This is a genomic window from Aquirufa originis (assembly GCF_042714495.1).
In the GTDB taxonomy this organism is placed as follows: Bacteria; Bacteroidota; Bacteroidia; order Cytophagales; family Spirosomataceae; genus Aquirufa; species Aquirufa originis.
In genome coordinates this window covers 453,230-472,488 of record NZ_JBBKXY010000003.1, presented here as the reverse complement: position 1 = coordinate 472,488, position 19,259 = coordinate 453,230, and the positions used below count along the sequence as shown (strand labels likewise).

Below are 19,259 nucleotides of genomic sequence, written 5' to 3'. Positions count from 1 at the left end.
CTTGTATATAATGGCGGACATTTGACCTAAGGATCGCGACCCTCAGGTGACTACCGAAAAACCTAATAAAAGAGTAGGTGACCATTATTTACATACCTAACCATGATATACCTAAAATCAACAACTCAGAAATCGAATCGATTTCTAACTGGAATTGCCTTAGCGGTGATGCTCATTTCAAGTATTCAATTTAATCCTAGTCCGACTTTCAAAACTTCCGAAGCTTGCTTTCTGAATATTTTCAAATTGGAAATTTTCGGTGTTCTGGATGGCGTAAAAAACAACACGGACGTTGATTTATATCTTTTCGGAATTAAAATTTTCTGATAAATGGGTTAGGACTCCGGTCCTAACCTCTTTTTTACTCCATTTACTATGCTACAAAAAATCGTATTTTTACTCGCACTTTCTTATTCCTCTCTTGCACAAATACACGTGCTAAATGAGAAAAACCGACAACCTATCGAAGGAGTGGAAGTCTACTCTGATCAGGGAATTCTTTTAGGACTTAGTGATTCAAAGGGCGAAATAGCACTGAAATCGCTTGGTTCTTTTCTATTTTCTCATTTTCTGTACGAAAGCAAGAAAAGCACCGCGTCACAAGACGTTTATTTAAAACCGCGCAGCATTCAATTAGCGGTTGTTCAGGTGAAATCCAATAAACGAAAAATGGGTGTTTTACTGAAAGGTTATTTCCGGAGCTTTCAATTCAGAAATGACAGTCTAGAGTTTTTCAGTGATGGGGAGATAGAAGTCCTAGTACCTGCCAGTCCAAACAAAAGCGTCGAATACAAACGGATTCAACAACGAAATTTGAAAGGCCAATTGTTTAAAATGGCTTCTCAGGGAAAATCGACAAGTTACGGCATGACCATCACGCTCCCTCCTATCCTCGAATTGATTAGAACTAGAGATTTGCAAGCCTCGGCTCAATCCTTAAACGCGAGGCAAGATTCAGTTGCGCTCATACAAGCTGAGACAGGGGTTCGCTGGGGTCAAATGAATCGAATAAATGCACAGCTTCTTCAAGTAGCAATTCATCACTATCCACTAGGGAAACCTCAAATACTTAAAAATTTGGGAATGGAATCGCACATAATAGTGAACGATGAAGAAAGTATCGCACAAGTCGAGAACAGAGAAAACCTCGATCCCATCCAGCTCATCTACCATAAGAATGTGCATAAAATTGATTTCAAGGCGAAAGGAAAATCTACTTTTGATCAGTATCATTCCATCACAGAATTTTTTATCCATTCCGCAGAGATAGAAACAGGGGATGAAAAAGGATTCTCTAAAAGAACGTCACTAGGGGATTTATCTATATACAGCGACCCTTATTGGGAAAAAGCAGCTTCTCATCCGAATTTCAAACCACTACCTTCTGCCATAGAAGAGGAAATTAATCGACAAACGAAGGAGAAGCATTTGCCTTAAACGACTTTCCTTTTGCCATTCTACTTCTAATTCTACTTAATTCGGAAGGACTGATATTCAGAAATTGAGCAATGTATTTATCAGGTACTTGTTTGATATGCGCAGCAAAGTGAAGACAATAATACTCGTAACGCATTTGACAATTACCCATGTGTAAAATCAAATTCAGATGTTCCATTTCAAAAAAATAGAGCTCCATTAGTTGACGAAAAAGAAGAGAGAGAACAGGAATCTGAACGAATAGTTGATCGAGTAAGCAATGGTCAAGGTAAAGTAGGGTTGTTCGCTTAATCGTTTCTGAATGAATGATTGTTACTTTAGTAGGCTGGAAACTAGCAGCTGATAAACAGAACGTCGAGGGGAGGACAAAACCTCGATCGATAGTGGAGTCTTGCTGGGTTGTGTTAGGCATTGTAGAAAAGTGTCGAAGAAGGCCATCCGCAACAAAATACAAACGCGGTTTAGAATCGACACAAGAGGTAATGGGTTGATTACGTTTAGTCTGCTGGTATTTGAAAGCGCTCAGAAAGATGGCTAATTCTTCTGTGGATAATAAGTGAAATGATTCTAAAAATGCGCTTAATCGCTGCTTTGATTGTAGGTAATTCATAGTGGTTATCTGTTTTTGGTAACACTAAACTACTGTTTTCAAAAGAGTCAAAATAACAGTAAACTGATATTATGCATTTTGCTTCCTGATTTTATCTTATTTTTGTACATGAGTAAATCATCACCTTTGAGCAGGACGCATTGGGTCGCAGACGCTGACATCGAATGGGAAATCCTAGACGAGTATTGCAAACGCAAAATCATGGCCTATAATGACGGTTTAATGGTCGTAAAAGTGCATTTCAAAAAAGGCGGCATCGGTGCCATTCACCAGCATATTCATACCCAAGGTTCTTTCGTGGAAAGTGGCGTTTTTGAAGTGATTATAGGCGATGAGAAAAAGATCCTAAAACAAGGTGACGTATTCTTCATTCCTCCCTCAGTAGATCACGGAGTTGTGGCTTTAAAAGAGGGAGTTTTAGTGGATTCGTTCAATCCCATGCGCGCAGATTTTATCCAATGAAAATAATCGTCATCGGTGGTGGAGCCGCTGGATTTTTTGCTGCCATTTCTGCTAAAGAACATAATCCTAAAGCCGAAGTAACCATCCTAGAGAAAACCTCCAAGTTCTTAGGGAAAGTCAAAATATCCGGTGGAGGTCGCTGCAATGTGACCAACGCCACGTTTAATTCCCGTTTGCTTTCAGAGAATTATCCCCGTGGGGAGAAATTCCTCCGTAAGGCTTTTGAGGTATTTAATGCATCGACAATGGTCGAATGGCTAGAGACTCGAGGTGTTGCTTTGAAGACCTATCACGACAATTGTATTTTTCCCCTTTCGAACGATTCCCAAACCATCATTGATTGCTTTCTGTCCGAGACTCGACGCTTGCACATTAACCTGCATAGCAGTCAATCGGTTGATGAAATAAAGCCCACGGCGAAAGGCTTTCGTATCCATTGCCGGGATACAGAATATGACGCGGATCGCGTGATTGTGACGACGGGTGGACAACCGAAGATGTCGGGATTGCTTTGGCTAGAAGATGTAGGACATCAGATCATTCCGCCAGTCCCTTCCCTATTTACCTTTAACATGCCACAAGAGCCTATTCGTGATTTGATGGGTATTGTAGTGGAGAAAGCGCGTGTTCGGATAGAGGGCCAAAAACTACTTGGCCAAGGCCCTCTGTTAGTCACGCATTGGGGAATGAGCGGACCGGCCATTCTGCAGCTTTCGGCTTGGGGAGCGCGGATTTTAGCAGAGAAAGAATACCGATGCGCTATCCTTGTGAACTGGCTAGACGAGACAAAAGAAGAAGAGTTACGTGCGCAAATCTCGCAAGTCATGAAAGAGCATGGGGCCAAAATGATGGCCAATTTGAATCCCTTTGCGATGCCGAATCGACTTTGGGTCTACTTATTAGAAAAGAATGAAATCAAGACCAGCCTCCGCTGGAATGAATTAGGAGGCAAATCGCTCAATAAATTAATCAATACCTTAATTAACGACCGTTATGTGGTTCAGGGAAAAACAACCTTTAAAGAGGAGTTTGTCACTGCGGGCGGCGTAGACTTACAAGACATTAGCGTCCAAACCATGGAAAGCAAAAAGTGCCCTGGCTTATTCTTTGCGGGTGAAGTAATGGACATCGATGGCATCACCGGTGGATTCAATTTTCAATCTGCGTGGACCACTGGATTTATTGCCGGAAAAAGCGCTGCTAGTTCGCCAGCATCTCCCGAATAATTTTCAAGTGATGTTCCGAATGCACATATAAAAACCGAAAAGTTTCCTTCTTTTTCAAATCCCCAAAAAACGGATGGGTGAAATAATTACCGGCTTCTACGTTTTCTAATTCCTCTACTCTTTCACGACATAAGGCCACATGCGCTCGCAAGGTCTCCTGCGTAATTTCTCCAGGAGTCACTACTTTAGGCGCGCCCACTTTTCCTCTTGGAATCACACCGCGTCCTAAAATTACATATTTCAAAGGCTTGAATCGCCACTTGTACTTAGAAGGATCTGAGTGTTTCACCCCCTCAATAACAGAACTAATCACTAACAAATCATGCTCCATTTGCCAGCCCACCGTGGAAGCTGAAATCGCCTCATTCCGCACGTCAAGCTGCGGAATATAGCTTTCTAATTCGTCTAATTGCTTATGTAGTTTTTGCATACGGCAAGTTATCAATTTTCTCGGTTTTGTAATAGCCTGAGGTACCTAGGGAAGTTAAGATACCGGCTTTGGCCAAATCCAAAAAGCCATCCTCCTCCTGCATTCCAGCCGGCACATAGGCTTCCTGCAATGATCCAATAACTAAAAAAGTATTATTCAATTCAATGGGCATCAGCTGCTCAAATTTCAACATATATTGAACGGGAGACTCCGCCACGAATGGCGCAATGCACCCTTCGCGATATTCCTCCGTCAAACCTGTCATCTCGAATTCCGAAACGCCATCCGGGTATTTCGCACTCGTCTGATGCGCCTGTTTGTACATCGATTCCGTCACTAAATTAATCGTGTAAAATCCCGTTTCTTGGATATTTTGTAAAGTGTGAGGAGCCGCCGATAAAGGGCGATTAATAAACCCAATCAAAGCTGGATCGGCACCTAAATGAACGATATTACTAAAAACAGCGAGGTTTGAAACGCCTTTGCCGTTCACCGTTCCTATCAGGGATAAGCTTTTGAATCCACTCAAGGAGTTAATGAAATTAGCGCGGGTGAAACGGTCCCAGGTTTGGAGTTCTGAAAGAGAAAAATGTTTGCTCATAAAGGAGGAAGTGACTTTTATCACTTTTTATGGCTTAAAGATAGGCTACATTTGACTAAACAAATAATAACACCATGAAAACGCAAGAGATTTTTGTAGAAAACATCAAGTGTGGCGGATGTATGACAAGCATTAAAAATGCTTTAGAGAAAATAAAAGGAATAATAAAAGTAGAAATCGATAAAGATGAGGAAAAAATTAGCTTAACCGGCGATCAGTACCAATTAAGCGAGGTCATCGATTCGTTAAATAGTATGGGTTACCCACAAAAAGGAGAAAACTCCGTGTTCAAACAAGCCAAGTCTTACGTCAGTTGTGCGATAGGAAAAATGAGCTAATCTTTCTTACTAGTATACAAAAAAGGCCCTTCTCACAAAGGGCCTTTTCTATTACAAAGCAATGATTTATCTAGCAATCAAGCTATACAATTCCGCATCTTGCTGCGGTTTCACCTCGCAGGTATTATTGAAGTGCATCGTCGCAGTATTTGCTGTATCGAACGTAGGCCAAGCTGGGATACCTTTGTGACCCGGGTTACCCGTTTTAGCAAAGTTAATCCAAGACGAACTCATACGATCCGCTAATACATAGGCTTCTTTTCCGCCTCCTGTCATTTCCTCGCAACGCGCGATGTTGTTAAAGCAGAACGGTAGTTCCATGCAGTGGAAAGCTTTGTATTTGCCATCCATCACGGGTGATTGCCATGTCATTAAATACATGTAAACGGGTGCCGCTTTCAGAGCTGATTTCTCTTTCGCCTGAACCACTGCTCCTGGACGGAACATCACGTCCACATCCATTAAATCAGATGGCTTCGTGTCATTCGGATAGGCTTTCTTTACGGCTGCCTTGAATGCCTCCGCTTTCTCGCCATAGGTTCTTTTAATGTACGCATCCACTTGTTCTGCTGTCGCATCAGACATTCCTGTCATGATGGATGGCATGAATTCGTTCTTCACCGTTCCGATTAATAAAGGCACGTCTTTTGATAGTTCGAATGCCTCTTTCGAGAACAATTGGTAAGGCAATAAGTCGCCATCTACTGATGGCCCCCAGCTAAGGCCGAAACCAACCACCGGCTTACCGGCTGCTTTCATCTGCGCTGCGATATTAGCTAAGGCTTTCTTTCCTGCTGAAGCTAAGACTGGATACGGGATCGATTGTAAGCTATCTACTTTCGCTGCTGGGATGTTAAGCGCTTTCAAGACTTCAGCTGTGATGCTTTGAGTCGTTGCTTTGTCTAACATGTTTGCGCGGAAAGAACCACTTTGGTTGATTGCTTTGCTGAATAAACCTTTCGCTGAAGGCATCGCCATTAAGGTATTTACTTTCGCGCCACCACCGGATTGCCCGAAGATGGTTACGTTTTTCGCATCACCCCCGAAAGAGCCGATGTTTTCTTTTACCCATTCCAACGCCGCACGCATATCCAACACGCTATTGTTTGCCGAGTATTTGTATTTTTCGCCGTAAGCTGATAAATCTAAATAACCCGTAATATTCAAACGGTGGGAGATGGAAACGACTACGACGTCCCCTTTTTTGGCCAAATTCTCTCCATCATACGATGGCAATTCTACCGCTGAACCAGCTGTAAATCCACCACCGTGAATCCAGAACATCACCGGACGCTTCTTGCCATCATTGATACCAGGCGTCCAGACGTTAATGCGCATGCAATCCTCATTCGTGAAACCCCAGTTGTGGTTGAATACGAATTCTGATTCATCCTGAATCTGAGTTGTTTCATCAATTAAAGGCGAAACCGGACCATAAGACATAGACGAGCGAACGCCAGCCCAAGGTTTTGGTTTGTGAGGTGCTTCAAAACGAGCCGCCTCCGCATACGGAATCCCCTTGTAGGTATAGATTCCACTGTGAATATACCCACGTACTTTACCGGCATCTGTAGGCACCACCGCCACGTCTTTACCCGTTGTAATTTGCGCTTTAATGCCCATGGAGGCCATAATCAGCGCACTAGCCATTAATAATTTTTTCATCTTATTAGTTTTTATAGAATTTGTCTAAGAACTCATAACGTGCATCATCTGTCGCCTTGATCGCTTTGGACTCTACATCAATCACCATCACACCTGGCTCCTTATCTTGTGGAGCAGCTGCAGGCCAGTTTGCCAAAGTTCCTCCGTTCGGATTCCCCGTCTTAATGAAGTTCGCAAAAAAGCTGAACATCGTTTTGGAAACCGTGTAATCATCCGCCGTAAACGCGTAATCTTTAATCAAGTGCAAGTTGCCCATGCAATATTCAATCTCACAAGCGTGAGGAGCTCCTACCGCTGGACGAGGTTTCGGTGCATTAGGATCAGCTTTCACTGTTCCCCCAGCTAAACCTGACGCGACTGACTTGTCCACTAGTGGAGCGCGGTGGCGTGAATATAAATAACGGTATACCGGTTGCGTTGAATTCTTGCGATGTAAATCAAACCATTTCCAAGTGCTGTACGAAATGAAACGATCTGCCGCTAAAGCCGTAGCCGAGCGCTCGATCACATCCTCCGATCCCGATGGATATAATTTCAATACTGTTTCGTGATCTGCCGGATACGCTTCTTTCACCTTAGCCACATAATTATCATGCGTATACGATTTGCCTTGCATAAAGGCTCCACCCGGAATCTCCGCTGAGTTCCAACCTAATAAAAGCGGAACCATCGATTGCTGTTTTGCATTGAAAATTTCTGGTAAACTTTTAGGCAAGAAATAGCCATCAAGCACCGTAGAGAAACTAACCGTACGTGTTTCTTGAGCTATCTCAAACAACTCGCGAGAAGACATCGCCCGTAAATCTTTCAAAGACTTCGCTCCTGCTTTCTCCGCAAAAGCCACTCCTGTTTTTTCAGCTTGCGCTAAAGGAACAGGAGACATGGTCGGATTAATTCCCGCACCACTCTCTCCAATCGCTCCGGCGATTAGGCCTTTTGATAAAGGCGAAGCCATTTGGACAGATACGGAAGCAGAACCTGCTGATTCCCCAGCGATCGTCACTTTAGACGCATCTCCGCCAAAAGCAGCGATGTTTTTCTTCACCCATTGCAAGGCTAAGTTTTGGTCCAAATACCCATAGTTTCCAGACGCCTTGTAAGAAGCCTCCGCTGATAATTCCGGGTGAGTAAAGAAACCGAAAAGGCCTAAACGGTAGTTCACCGTCACGACTACGATTCCTTGTTTTGACATCGCCTCGCCATCATAGCGTGGCTCCGATGCATCCCCCGCGAATAATCCACCTCCGTAGAAGTAAACTAAGACCGGTAAGTTTTTGGTATTTCTTTTAGCCGGAGACCATACGTTCAGATATAAACAGTCTTCGCTAAGACCCGCAGAACGAGATCCCATATCTCCGAATACAATCGCTTGAATAGGACGTGGTCCAAAGGCTTTCGTTTTCTTCACTCCTGACCAAGGTTCAGCCGGAACAGGTGCTTTCCAACGTAACTCTCCTACCGGTGGTTTAGCAAAAGGCACGCCAAAATAAGTCTGAATTCCCGTTTGGGTATTGTAATCACCTTCGATGATTCCTGATTCGATTTTCGCTTGAACGGGCATCTTAAAATCAGTCTGTGCAAACACGCTGGACGCAATTAGCCCTAGCAGGCAAGTAAGTTGCCAGATTCTTTTCATAGTTTACTTGTTAAATAGGTTTATTGTCAATAATTGATACAATAATAAAACATTCTTTTGGGAAGTCCTACCGCACAAATTTATAAATCGACAAAGCCACATCAAAAGGCACTTCCTCCATAGGTACGTGACCCACGTTAAAAATCACCCCTTGGCTTCCTTTGATATCCTTCATAAATTCTGCTGAATTATCTACCGATATCAACTGATCTTTCGCCCCCCACATAACGAATGTAGGCGTTTTGATTTCTTTAATGCGTTTGTAATCACCGTGGAAAGATCCTTTGAATATCTGCAAAGCCACTTCGCGATTTCCTTCCCGAATGGCAATGTCATGGAATCGTTCTACCTGCTCATCTGTCACTTTGGATTGATCAGCGTATATCGATTCTAGGCTTTTTCTTACTAATGATTTAGGCGTTACATACAACAACAAATTGTTGATCACTGGAGTGGAAGCTAGTTTAAAACCGAGTGAACCGCTCTCTCCTTTTTTAGGATAACCTGCCGCGTCAATCAAGACCATTTTCGCCAAGCGAGACGGATTATGCAGGGCATAGTTCCACGTAATGGCACCACCCATCGAATTACCGACTAATATGAAACGTTTGATCTTTAAGCGAGTGGCGAAGGAGTCTATAAACTTGGAATAATACGGAAAATCATAGTTGTTTTCCGGAGATGGTCCCGTTAGCGCAAATCCAGGTAAATCGAGACTAATTACCCGCTTGTAACGCTTTAAGTACAGCGCCACGTTATCCCAGGTATTCAAAGAAGAGGACATCCCGTGCAGTAAAATCAAAGGTAACGTATCCGTCGCTACACCTTCGTCACGGTAATGCACCTTCATTCCCATAATGGGCATAAATTTAGAGTCCTTGTTTGCATACAAAGGAATCAACTCCTCCACTGGACGATCGCGTTCAGCGAAAAATAGAAATAAGGCGATGATGACTACTACAAAGCCCCCTAAAATCTTAGCGATTGTTTTCATATAATTGATTGAATACCATTTTGAATGTGCTGTGTGTTTGGCCTCTAAACGTTATTTCCGGACCATAGACATATAAATTTCCTTTACCTACTTTAGCCTGGAAAGCAGCTACGCCGTCTTGCAAATAAGCTTGACCAAAAGCCCAGCCACTGCGCAACGTTTTCTCCGTCGCGAACCAAGCTAAAGGAGTCAATTCCCCATGAGAGATCGCCTCCGGCGCTAATTTAAATACAGGGCTTGCGGCAAAGATGACATCCGCTTTTGGCGCCATTCCCCAGTTTGCTGGCGAATTTTGATCCACCGCTACTTGCATCACGCTACCCGGAATATAGAATTTCTCACCCGGCAAATTACGCTCTTTTCCAGCCACCATCTCCACTAAAGCATTTTTTACGGGCAGATTTAAATGATAGGCCAAGTTCGCACTCGATCCAATCGTGATGATATCTCCACCCTCTTCTAAGAAAGCACGAAGTGCAGGTACCGATTTAGCTGCGGTAATCTTACCCATTGTTTCTTGGTATTCCGCTGGGATCTCTGATTCAACCGGTTCTTTCTCATCCCACTCATTTGCGGGTTCCGCTTTTAAGCCTGGAATGGCACCTTTGACAAAAATCAAGACATCGAATTTCGAACGTAATCCACCTTTATCGATCTCCTTCGCAAACACTAATTTGAAGTCAAAATGGTGTTGTTCTAAAATCCAACGCAACCAACCAGACGGCATTGAACCACCATAGGTATCCCAAAGTCCAACTCGCTTCGTGCCTACTTTACGAGAAACATCAGCTGGCAAAGCACTTAGTGCTTGTGTTTTCACGGTCGCCTTCGCTAAAATATCCGCTGCCGCCGCACTGTGTTTCACATAAAACGACGAGGCGTTTTTCGACACTTCTACACCCGCTTTTAATAAATCATTCAATAAGGTGAACGAGGCGTTGTCCGAAGTGGAGAATGTATAATAGGCTGCTGAAGCAAATGCTGGTTTTACCTTTTGAATTTCGCCATAAGGAAGAGTTTCGAAGGGACCGTTTACATCTTCCAACATGCGATCAAACTGAATCCCCATCGTATAAGCGGGCGTCCAGCCAGCGGCATCATACGGACGAACTGGAGGACCTCCTGGGTATTGGAAGTCATTCGGGTGGTCTTGAGGTTCGAACATATCGATCACGTGTGGTCGGAACGCTTGATTCGTTTTCACCACATAAGAACCCGCTGGATAGGCTTTTCCATTCACCTCAAAAGCCTTCATTGCTTTCTCCACGCGAATACCACTCTTGATCAAGATATTGATAAAGGCGATACCTGAAGTGGGTTGATCTGCCGTCACGATGTACGCACGGGCATCACGCGTTTGTGGGTTTTTATAAACCACCGTAAATAAACTATCTGCTTTCTTCTTGTAATTCCCTCCCGAAATCTCCGCTAGTTTCTCCACCTTATTAGGGGACATCGTCCAGTAATCCTGAGAACCTAAATCGATCGATTTCTTACCCATTTTGTAGATATTCATTAAAACCTCTTCGCGGTAACGGGTTGCATAATTCAAGACTGCATAATTCAACGAAAGCGAGTAATCTATCGAGTTCTTGAAGAACCACTTGCGTGGCGTGATGGGGAATGGTGTCGCTGAATTAGGGATTAAGCGGTTAGGCACCAAGGGAATGTTTTCTGGCGTCGGATCCCCGATGATCTCCGTTAATAAACCGATGATATTGTGGTAATAGGCTGTGGTACGTAATCCACCATTCCACCAAGTCGAATAAACGGAACCAGATTTCATCGTATAACCCGGTTTGCCTTCCGCGTTTAAGCGTGAGCTCATCGCCGCACCTAAGGCGTCGATTCCAGTAATTAGAAGCGGATCGTACACATAATTGAATGGATCGCGGTATGGAGGACCAGCCACAACAGTTCCGTCTGGACCTGTTTGGTGGTGATTATACAGGATTTGTGGCATCCATTCGATGTATTGTTGGCGAGCCATGTTAGTCGACTCGCTCATATTCATCATGTAGAAATCACGGTTATTATCGTGTCCGATGTATTTTTCATACAAACGAGGCAAATTATCCGTCGAGCGTTTCAGCGTATCTGCTTTGCGCATATACCAATTGGAAACGAGTTCTTGACCATCTGGATTCGCGTGAACAAATAGGATGATGGTGTTTTGAAGAATGCGTTTCGTTTCCTCATCGTTTCTGGTTGTGAACTGATAAATGGATTCGATCCACTGGTGGATTCCCACGGTTTCAGTGGCGTGCAAACCGCCGTCGATCCAGACGATGGCTTTTCCTTCTTTGGCCAAAGACTTAGCCTCGTGCTCAGACAAGCCCTCCGCCCGCGCCAAGCGCTGCGAAATCGCTTTGTACTTAGCTAAATTCTTAATATTTGCCGGATCAGAAACGATGACCATGTATTGATTTCGGCCCTCTTCCGTCTTTCCAATCGACTGCAATTTCACGCGATTAGACGCCGCTGCCACCTTTTTCAGGTAGCCTTCGGTCTGCGTAAATGTAGCTAAATGGTAATTATCGCCTATATTAAAGCCAAAATGCGATGTAGGACTAGGAACCTGCGCGCGAATCGTCAGCGACGCGAATAATAGAACGAGTAAGATTTTTTTCATAAGTTGAATCAGGTAAGTTTTAAAGATAGAAATATAGAAATTAATATTTAGCTTCGTGGCAGAAAAATACCAAGCTATGTTAAAAAAAATATCCTTTATTGGCCTGATTGCGATGGCCGCTTTAAGTACCATGTCCTTGACGAATGCTCCAGCTGTTGCTGAAGAGCCAGCAGAGGTTAATTACACCAAATATTGTGCATCCTGCCACGGCGAAAAAGTGGAAGCTTTTGTGGACCGCAAATGGAAACACGGAGATAAAAAATCAGATATCTTAAACAGCATTACGCATGGCTATCCTGATGCCGGAATGCCTACTTGGAAGGAGGTTTTGACACCTAAAGAAATTGAAAAACTGGCAGATTTAATCGTCGAAAATTTAGCAGGCGTAGAACAATATAAATTTGCTAACAAACCGACTTCGAACATCTTTAAGTCAGACGGAATGACCATCGTTTTAGATACGATCGCCACTGGTTTCGATAGCCCATGGGGTTTCACGCAACTTCCTTCGAACGACTATTTGATTACAGATCGCGCGGGTGTATTATATTTAGTAGATCAAAAACGCAACAAAACGGCGATCAAAGGGACTCCAGAAGTGTATGCGCAGGGACAAGGTGGTTTATTAGATGTCACGCTTCACCCGCAATACGAGCAAAATGGCTGGATCTACTTATCCTACTCGAAGTTTAAAATGGAGGATGGGGCCAAAGTAAATACAACAGCCATCGTTCGTGGAAAAATTAAAGACAATAACTGGGTAGATGCACAAGAGATATTCGAAGCGAAACCTTACACAAAAACTTCTTTCCACTACGGATCCCGTATCACCTTTGACAAAAAAGGACATCTATTCTTCTCTGTAGGTGAGCGTGGAATGGAAAAAGTATTCCCTCAAAGTTTAGATAATGACAATGGTAAGATTCACCGTTTAAATGACGATGGAACAGTTCCATCGGATAATCCATACAAGAACACAGATCACCCAAGCATCTACTCTTATGGACAACGTAACCCACAAGGTTTGACGACGAATCCATGGACGGACGATATTTGGGAGACGGAGCACGGTCCTCGAGGCGGCGATGAGATTAACATCATCAAAGCAGGCAAAAACTACGGCTGGCCGGTGATTACCTATGGCATTAACTACGATGGAAAACCGATTTCAGCTATCTCCAAAAAAGACGGAATGGAGCAACCTATCTCCTATTTCATCCCATCGATTGCCCCATCTGGTTTGACTTTTGTGACGGGTGATAAATACCCGGCTTGGAAAGGCAACTTGATGATCGGCTCTTTACGTTTCAATTATTTGAACCGTGTGGAGGTTAAGAACAACAAAGTGGTGAAGCAAGAAAAGGTATTGTTAAACGTAGGGCGTATGCGCAATGTGAAGCAAGGCCGCGATGGGTATTTGTATGTGGGGGTGGAGAGTCCGGGGATGATATTCCGTCTTAGACCGCAATAGTTTATAGAGAGGTTTTAAATGTAAATCAAAATTGTGCTGCGCAAAAATTTTGTAATTTTCATTTAAAACCTCTCTAACCTTCTTGCGTTCTAAATCACTTAATCCTTTCTTCAGACAAAATCTATTCTCTCCATTAAATGTGAGGTCAATCACTATACCATCAAAAAAAGGGCCTCGGCCCTTTTTTTGATTCCGACTTTATGCTTTAAATGGAAAATCAACCGATTATCAAAAACTCATACGTAACGCAACGTTTTTGTTGAAATTTGCATCTTCATAATTCATTAACAAATTGCCTAGATGAGATTATTGATTTTATTGACATTCTGTTCGATTACGGCTTTTGGCCAAAATTCCTTACACCTCCGCCTTCAGGATTCTAATAAAGAAGCACTGCCATTTGCGACAGTACTTTTGAAAAAAACGACTGATTCAAGCCTTGTTAAAGGGATGAATACAGACGAAAATGGAGAATTACGGGCTACTAAATTACCCCTAGGTAAATTCACCTTAACCCTTCAATCGACGGGTTTCAAACCAACGAAAATCGCCTTAGATGAGATATCAGCGAATACTCAAATCGAATTAGGGGTCATCACATTACAGCCATTAAGCACCGAATTAGCGGAAGTGAAAGTGAAGGCAACGAAACCATTTATTGAAAAAAAGCTAGACAAGACGATCGTTAATGTGGAGAATTCTGCCATGGCGGCTGGAAATACGACCATGGAATTACTGGAGCGTTCTCCAGGTGTGATCGTGGACAAAGATGGCAACATTTCCCTTAGAGGGAAATCGGGTGCTGCCATTATGATTGATGGGAAAATCTCCTATTTAAGTGGAGCTGACTTAGCAAATTATTTAAAGAATTTACCGGCTGACCAAGTCTCTCAACTGGAGATCATGGCGAATCCGTCCTCTCGCTATGACGCAGCAGGAACGGGTGGTATCATCAACATCAAACTGAAAAAGAATTCAAACATTGGGCTGAATGGTTCTGCGAATGCGACTTTGGCACAAGGAGTATATTCGCGCCAAAGTACAGGGGTTAATTTGAATTACCGGAAGAATGGCTGGAACTGGTTTGGAAATGGATCTGTAGTTAACAGAGCAACTTTAGAACGAAATAATTTAACCCGTTATTTTAGAACCCAAAATGAGGTGTGGGAGAATGGATATGGTTTCAAAAATGAAAACCAATCGACGCAATTGAAAGGTGGTGTGGACTGGTATTACTCTAAGAAAACGACGTTAGGAATTTTGGTTTCTGGCAACATTAATCAATTTACTTTACGCGATGGATTGAATCAGACGGTACAATATACGAGTGCTGGAACGGCTTTGACCCGCTTAAATACGTTTAATAATGTCGGAAATCCGAGTCATAATTATGCTGCAAATTTCAACTTCAAGCATAGTTATGATAGCACGGGTCGGGAATTAACGATCGATGTGGACTATGCCCGTTTTGTGGACAATAGTGGCTCTAATTTGCGTTCACAGTTCCAGCGAGGGGATTTCATCACCTTGCGTACAGACTCCCTTTTGCTAAATAATGCAAACTCCTTGGTAGATCAATATTCCTTTAAATTAGACTACGTTCTTCCCTCCTTTTTAAAATCAAAATGGGGTACAGGTTTAAAATCGTCCTATGTGAAAACGGATAACGATTTACGCTTCCAGGGCAAGAACGATGGGGACGCTAATTTTACTTTTTTAACAGGCCAAAGCAACCACTTCGTCTACACCGAGCAAATTCACGCGGCCTATTTGAATACGGAACGTGCCATCGGCAAATTTAGTTACCAGATTGGCTTACGTGGCGAATGGACGGTAGCAGATGGATTGTCTCAGGCCTACACAGCGAACTCGAAAGATTCCACATTCCACCGTGACTACGCGCAGCTATTCCCGAGTGCTTTTTTACAGTATGATCTATCCAAAAACCACAGCTTAGGCTTGAATTATTCGCGTCGAATTGACCGACCAAGTTATGGGGATTTGAACCCATTTGTATTCTTTTTAGACAACTATACGTTCAAAGTGGGAAATCCAATGCTGACCCCTCAGCTAACGAACTCGGTGGAATTAAGCCACACGTATATGGGGGCTTTCAGCACGATTTTAGGCTATAGCCACACCACAAATGTGATCACGGAGATACTAAAGCAAGACACGCAGGCTAGAAAATCCTACCAAACATCAGCTAATATGGCGGAGAGGACTAATTACAGCCTTGGATTCTCCTTGCCTATCCCCATTGCGAAATGGTGGTCTACAAATAACGACATCTACTTTAACCGAGCAGAATTAGTCGGGAAAGTAGAAAATGCGAATTTAAGTCCGGTCAATAATCAATTTTACATCAGCTCGAACCACATCTTCACCTTGCCAAAGGCCTATCGTCTTGAAATCGGCGGCAACTACTTCTCGGGAGGTTTAGAGAGTGCGTTTATTTTTGGAGCTGGAGGTGCACTAAACTTAGGGGTCCAAAAAACCATCTTAAACAAACGCGGTGTCATCCGCCTCAATGCGCAAGACGTACTTTTAACCTCTAACCCAAATGTATTTATCAAATATGGCGACCTAGATATCATCGTTCGTCCGCGTCAAGATTCACGTGTGGTTCGATTGAACTTCACGTACCGTTTTGGTAATATGGCCATTAAGGGAGCGCGGGAGAGAGCGACGGGGTTAGAGGCGGAGAAGAGTAGGGTTAAAAGTAAATAAAGTCCGATTTTGGCCTAGTGATACGAAAATTGACCTGCGATATAATTTTTGGTATCACTAGTCCAAAATCGTTCCTTTTTATCTTTACTCTCTAATCTCTAATCTAAATTGTCCTTCGGACTCATTCCCTTCGGACTCATTACCTACGGATATCTCCTCTCTCTACTCTATAATCTCTAATCTAGAAGAAGAAATAAATATAGAGGATGACTAGTCATCCTCTATATTTATTTCTTCTTCGTTCACCTTCTTCCTCTCCCTTGCCTCTTTCATCTTCTTACTTTCTAACTTATAACTAAAGCCGATATAATAAATGCGGGTTTCTTTCTTGCGTTCGAGGTCGCTGACAAAGCCGAAAGGACGGGAATCGTAGATCGTTTTTTGGGTGTTAAATAAATCGTTAATCCGGGCATTAATGGTGAGTCGACCAAGGTCCCTTTTTAATCCCCAATCCACTGTATAATACGGGCTAATGATTCCTAAAGGATTTATCTGAGACGACTGGTAAATTCCCGAAAGCTGGGCTGACCAATTGTTTTTCCATTTGACCTGTTGATTCAAACGGGAGTTCCAGCTCCAGCGGTTTTCAGAAACTTGAGTCCCGTTGATTAAACCTTGCAGATCGGTTTGATACACGGAAGAACTGAGGGTTATTTTGAAAGCCTTTGAAACAGACCAAGTACTCAGATTCTCGAAACCCCAGGCACGGGATTTGGAGACATTCTCATAACGTGTCAAGGTGGTGTCGCCATCTAGAAAGGTTCGCACACGGCCGACTAAACCCGTAATTTCGCGGTAAAACAAGGAATTAGATATAGAGACAGTCCTAAAATCTTTCACGTGTGACAATTCTAACAAAAGCGCCTTTTCCGGCTTCAGCGATGGATTTCCCGCATTCAAATTCAAAGGGTCCGCAAAGGAAATGAACGGATTCAGGGACTTATAACTCGGTCTGGTGATCCGGGAAGAAAGGGCAAACGAAATCGACTGTGAAGTAGAAATGGGGTGCAAAATGGAAAGTGATGGAAATAGATTCACATAGTTTTGTAACACATCGCCACCAATTTCAGTGGCCTCGACGCGGAGACCCCCATCTAATTGAAGGTAACGCGCTTTTTGAGAAATGGAAACATAGGCCGCTTGAATGTGCTCTTCGTACCTAAATCCGTTTGAACGAACGCGATCTTTGACATAAATCCCCTCCTTCTGTTTTTCATACAAGAACGAATTTTCAAAGAAACGCGAGTTCAATTTGAACCCATATTCCAGCGAAAGCTTTTTTGAAAAGGACTTAGTCCAATCGCCCTGTAATAACAAAGTGGAGTTTACACTGGAGGCAGATGAACGCTCGTAGCGTACAGGAATGTTTGGATTAGAGGTGTCGAAATCCCCATAAAAATAGTGTTGGTAGAATTGATTGGCGTCGGAACCTTGGTTTTGGATCCATAAAAAATCGATCTTACCATTCGCACTTGGGCTATACGACAGGTTCAAATCAAAGCCTACATCGCGCCCATTCTTATCTGCATCGCGAGCATAAAAGCGGTCTGCAGCATAGCTGAATTCGCTTTTATTATAGCGCACTTCCGAATTGTGATCAGACGATAAACGGCCAATAAATGAAATCCCGAAAGTCCGGTCCTTGCTGAAAGTATAGATCGAATGTAGGCGAATAGATTGGTTGAAATCGCGGTTGATTTCGTTGGTGGTTTGGGCAATTTGAGAAAAGCCAAAGGGACTTGGATTTTCGCGGTATAGGTATTGGTAGTTGTTGCGCGTGTTTTGGCGTAAATTCAAATCTACTACATGCGTCCAACGTTTGTAACCTTTTGCATAGGTAGCCGAAAGCGCATATTTGTCGTTTGTTCCGAGGTTTGAATTCAGACGCAAGGACTCCGTTTTCGATCCTTTCTTTAAGATGATATTTAAGATACCCGAACTACCTTCCGCAGAATATTTAGCGCCCGGATTCGAGATAATTTCAATGCGGTCGATCTGATCTGCGGGATAAAGACTTAAGGCATTTGCCCGAGACGAGCTTAAAATTCCGGCTGGTTTTCCATCAAAATAGATGGTCAAATTTTGATTACCTCGGTAATTCACATTCCCATCGCTGGTCACATAGATGGAGGGTATGTTGCTTAAAACATCATACAGATTACCGCCCAAATTCGTCAAATTCGCCCCCACCTGAAATACCTTTTTCGAGGGATCACTCGTCATTTCAGAACGAATAGCATTTACCCGCACTTCCTGTAAAGTATCTTTCTGCGCAAAAGCGTAAAATGGAAATAGAAGAAAAAGAAACTTATGCATCTAAGTCAAGAGGGCCGGACTCATTCTCTTTGGAAAAATAATACACCCGTAATTGTGCGATTCCACGCTGATAATCGACTTTAACTACTTGCACTTTGTGAATCGGATATCCTGTGCGATCTGTTAAATCTTTTAATAATTCAGCGCGTTCAGCTGGCTTAATCAAGCCCAAATTTTCATAATTAAGCGTCTGAAAATTCTCGTGCGTTAATTGCAAAGTACGACCTAATAAAAAAGTCATCGCCACTAGCACCGAATTCGCGACTAAAAGCATCTCAATGTTCACTAAAGAGGCCAAAGAGTTGATAATTCCCAGCGTCACCACTAAGAAAAAATAACCCATTTCTCCGATGGGCACCGTCACCGTTCGGTAACGGAACATCGAAAAAAGAGCAAATAATCCGAAGGCAAAACCAAACTTCAAATCCGCCTCCGCTAATAGATAACACAACACAAAAAGGATGGTATTAAATAAGAAGAAGGTGAAAACGAAGTCGTTATTCCGGTATTTAGGATAATAGATAAAACGCACGACGATGAACGTAAAAAGTAAATTCAGGGCGTAACGAATCAAAAAGGTTTCTAGCATTTGTTCTTAATTATCTTCAAATATAACCATTTCCTATTATCTGCCCTATTCGCTTATTCATCATTCTGAAAAGCGTGTTCATCGACTACTGATAAAAATCATTTATGAAACGCTTAAATATT

Annotated in this window: 15 protein-coding genes; 6 read left to right on the top strand and 9 right to left on the bottom strand. The window is 42.9% G+C overall.

Annotated elements, in window-relative coordinates:
- Positions 1-375 precede the first annotated feature (375 nt).
- Positions 376-1,437: a hypothetical protein gene (locus SKC35_RS10430; protein ID WP_377979309.1), complete on the top strand. Its 1,062-nt coding sequence runs from the start codon at positions 376-378 to the stop codon at positions 1,435-1,437.
- On the opposite strand, the gene SKC35_RS10425 is transcribed toward SKC35_RS10430, so the two are convergent.
- Entirely contained in the window at positions 1,403-2,047 is a 645-nt protein-coding gene (locus SKC35_RS10425) for a Crp/Fnr family transcriptional regulator (RefSeq protein ID WP_377979308.1), read from the bottom strand. The two genes, SKC35_RS10430 and SKC35_RS10425, sit on opposite strands and share 35 nt — an antisense overlap.
- Positions 2,048-2,155: 108 nt before the next feature.
- Here SKC35_RS10425 and SKC35_RS10420 point away from each other — a divergent pair, with 108 nt between their 5' ends.
- On the top strand, positions 2,156-2,509 hold the full coding sequence (locus tag SKC35_RS10420; protein ID WP_377979307.1) for a cupin domain-containing protein: 354 nt from the start codon (positions 2,156-2,158) through the stop codon (positions 2,507-2,509).
- Positions 2,506-3,735 (top strand): BaiN/RdsA family NAD(P)/FAD-dependent oxidoreductase, encoded by a 1,230-nt coding sequence (locus SKC35_RS10415; RefSeq protein WP_377979306.1) that lies wholly within the window; start codon positions 2,506-2,508, stop codon positions 3,733-3,735. Before SKC35_RS10420 ends, SKC35_RS10415 begins: the two co-directional genes overlap by 4 nt.
- Here SKC35_RS10415 and SKC35_RS10410 read toward each other — a convergent pair.
- Positions 3,710-4,165, bottom strand: a complete 456-nt coding sequence (locus SKC35_RS10410; RefSeq protein WP_377979305.1) for a DinB family protein — start codon at positions 4,163-4,165, stop codon at positions 3,710-3,712. The genes SKC35_RS10415 and SKC35_RS10410 overlap by 26 nt on opposite strands.
- Positions 4,149-4,766, bottom strand: a complete 618-nt coding sequence (locus tag SKC35_RS10405; RefSeq protein ID WP_377979304.1) for a flavin reductase family protein — start codon at positions 4,764-4,766, stop codon at positions 4,149-4,151. Before SKC35_RS10405 ends, SKC35_RS10410 begins: the two co-directional genes overlap by 17 nt.
- A gap of 74 nt (positions 4,767-4,840) precedes the next feature.
- On the opposite strand from SKC35_RS10405, the gene SKC35_RS10400 reads away from it, so the two are divergent.
- Positions 4,841-5,104, top strand: a complete 264-nt coding sequence (locus SKC35_RS10400) for a heavy-metal-associated domain-containing protein (protein WP_130922968.1) — start codon at positions 4,841-4,843, stop codon at positions 5,102-5,104.
- 66 nt (positions 5,105-5,170) lie between these two features.
- Here the strand turns inward: SKC35_RS10400 and SKC35_RS10395 are convergent, their stop codons facing one another.
- The 4 genes from SKC35_RS10395 to SKC35_RS10380 all read right to left on the bottom strand — a co-directional run bounded on the left by SKC35_RS10395 (position 5,171) and on the right by SKC35_RS10380 (position 12,031).
- Entirely contained in the window at positions 5,171-6,769 is a 1,599-nt protein-coding gene (locus SKC35_RS10395) for a carboxylesterase/lipase family protein (RefSeq protein WP_377979303.1), read from the bottom strand.
- 4 nt (positions 6,770-6,773) lie between these two features.
- Positions 6,774-8,405, bottom strand: a complete 1,632-nt coding sequence (locus tag SKC35_RS10390; RefSeq protein WP_377979302.1) for a carboxylesterase/lipase family protein — start codon at positions 8,403-8,405, stop codon at positions 6,774-6,776.
- A 67-nt stretch (positions 8,406-8,472) separates the two neighbouring features.
- Complete coding sequence (locus SKC35_RS10385; RefSeq protein WP_377979301.1) at positions 8,473-9,399, bottom strand: alpha/beta hydrolase; 927 nt, start codon at positions 9,397-9,399, stop codon at positions 8,473-8,475.
- Complete coding sequence (locus SKC35_RS10380; protein ID WP_377979300.1) at positions 9,383-12,031, bottom strand: M14 family metallopeptidase; 2,649 nt, start codon at positions 12,029-12,031, stop codon at positions 9,383-9,385. Before SKC35_RS10380 ends, SKC35_RS10385 begins: the two co-directional genes overlap by 17 nt.
- Before the next feature lie 76 nt (positions 12,032-12,107).
- Here SKC35_RS10380 and SKC35_RS10375 point away from each other — a divergent pair, with 76 nt between their 5' ends.
- Together SKC35_RS10375 and SKC35_RS10370 are read left to right on the top strand one after the other, a co-directional pair.
- Positions 12,108-13,502, top strand: coding sequence for a PQQ-dependent sugar dehydrogenase (locus tag SKC35_RS10375; protein ID WP_377979299.1), 1,395 nt, complete (start codon positions 12,108-12,110; stop codon positions 13,500-13,502).
- A gap of 300 nt (positions 13,503-13,802) precedes the next feature.
- Complete coding sequence (locus SKC35_RS10370; RefSeq protein ID WP_377979298.1) at positions 13,803-16,232, top strand: TonB-dependent receptor; 2,430 nt, start codon at positions 13,803-13,805, stop codon at positions 16,230-16,232.
- 210 nt (positions 16,233-16,442) lie between these two features.
- On the opposite strand, the gene SKC35_RS10365 is transcribed toward SKC35_RS10370, so the two are convergent.
- Together SKC35_RS10365 and SKC35_RS10360 are read right to left on the bottom strand one after the other, a co-directional pair.
- Positions 16,443-18,548 carry a TonB-dependent receptor domain-containing protein gene (locus SKC35_RS10365; protein ID WP_377979297.1) on the bottom strand — a complete coding sequence of 702 codons (2,106 nt, stop codon included), beginning with the start codon at positions 18,546-18,548 and terminating at the stop codon, positions 16,443-16,445.
- The gene (locus tag SKC35_RS10360; RefSeq protein WP_377979296.1) at positions 18,541-19,137 is read right to left on the bottom strand and encodes a DUF4956 domain-containing protein; all 597 of its coding nucleotides are present in this window, start codon (positions 19,135-19,137) and stop codon (positions 18,541-18,543) included. Before SKC35_RS10360 ends, SKC35_RS10365 begins: the two co-directional genes overlap by 8 nt.
- Positions 19,138-19,259 lie beyond the last annotated feature (122 nt).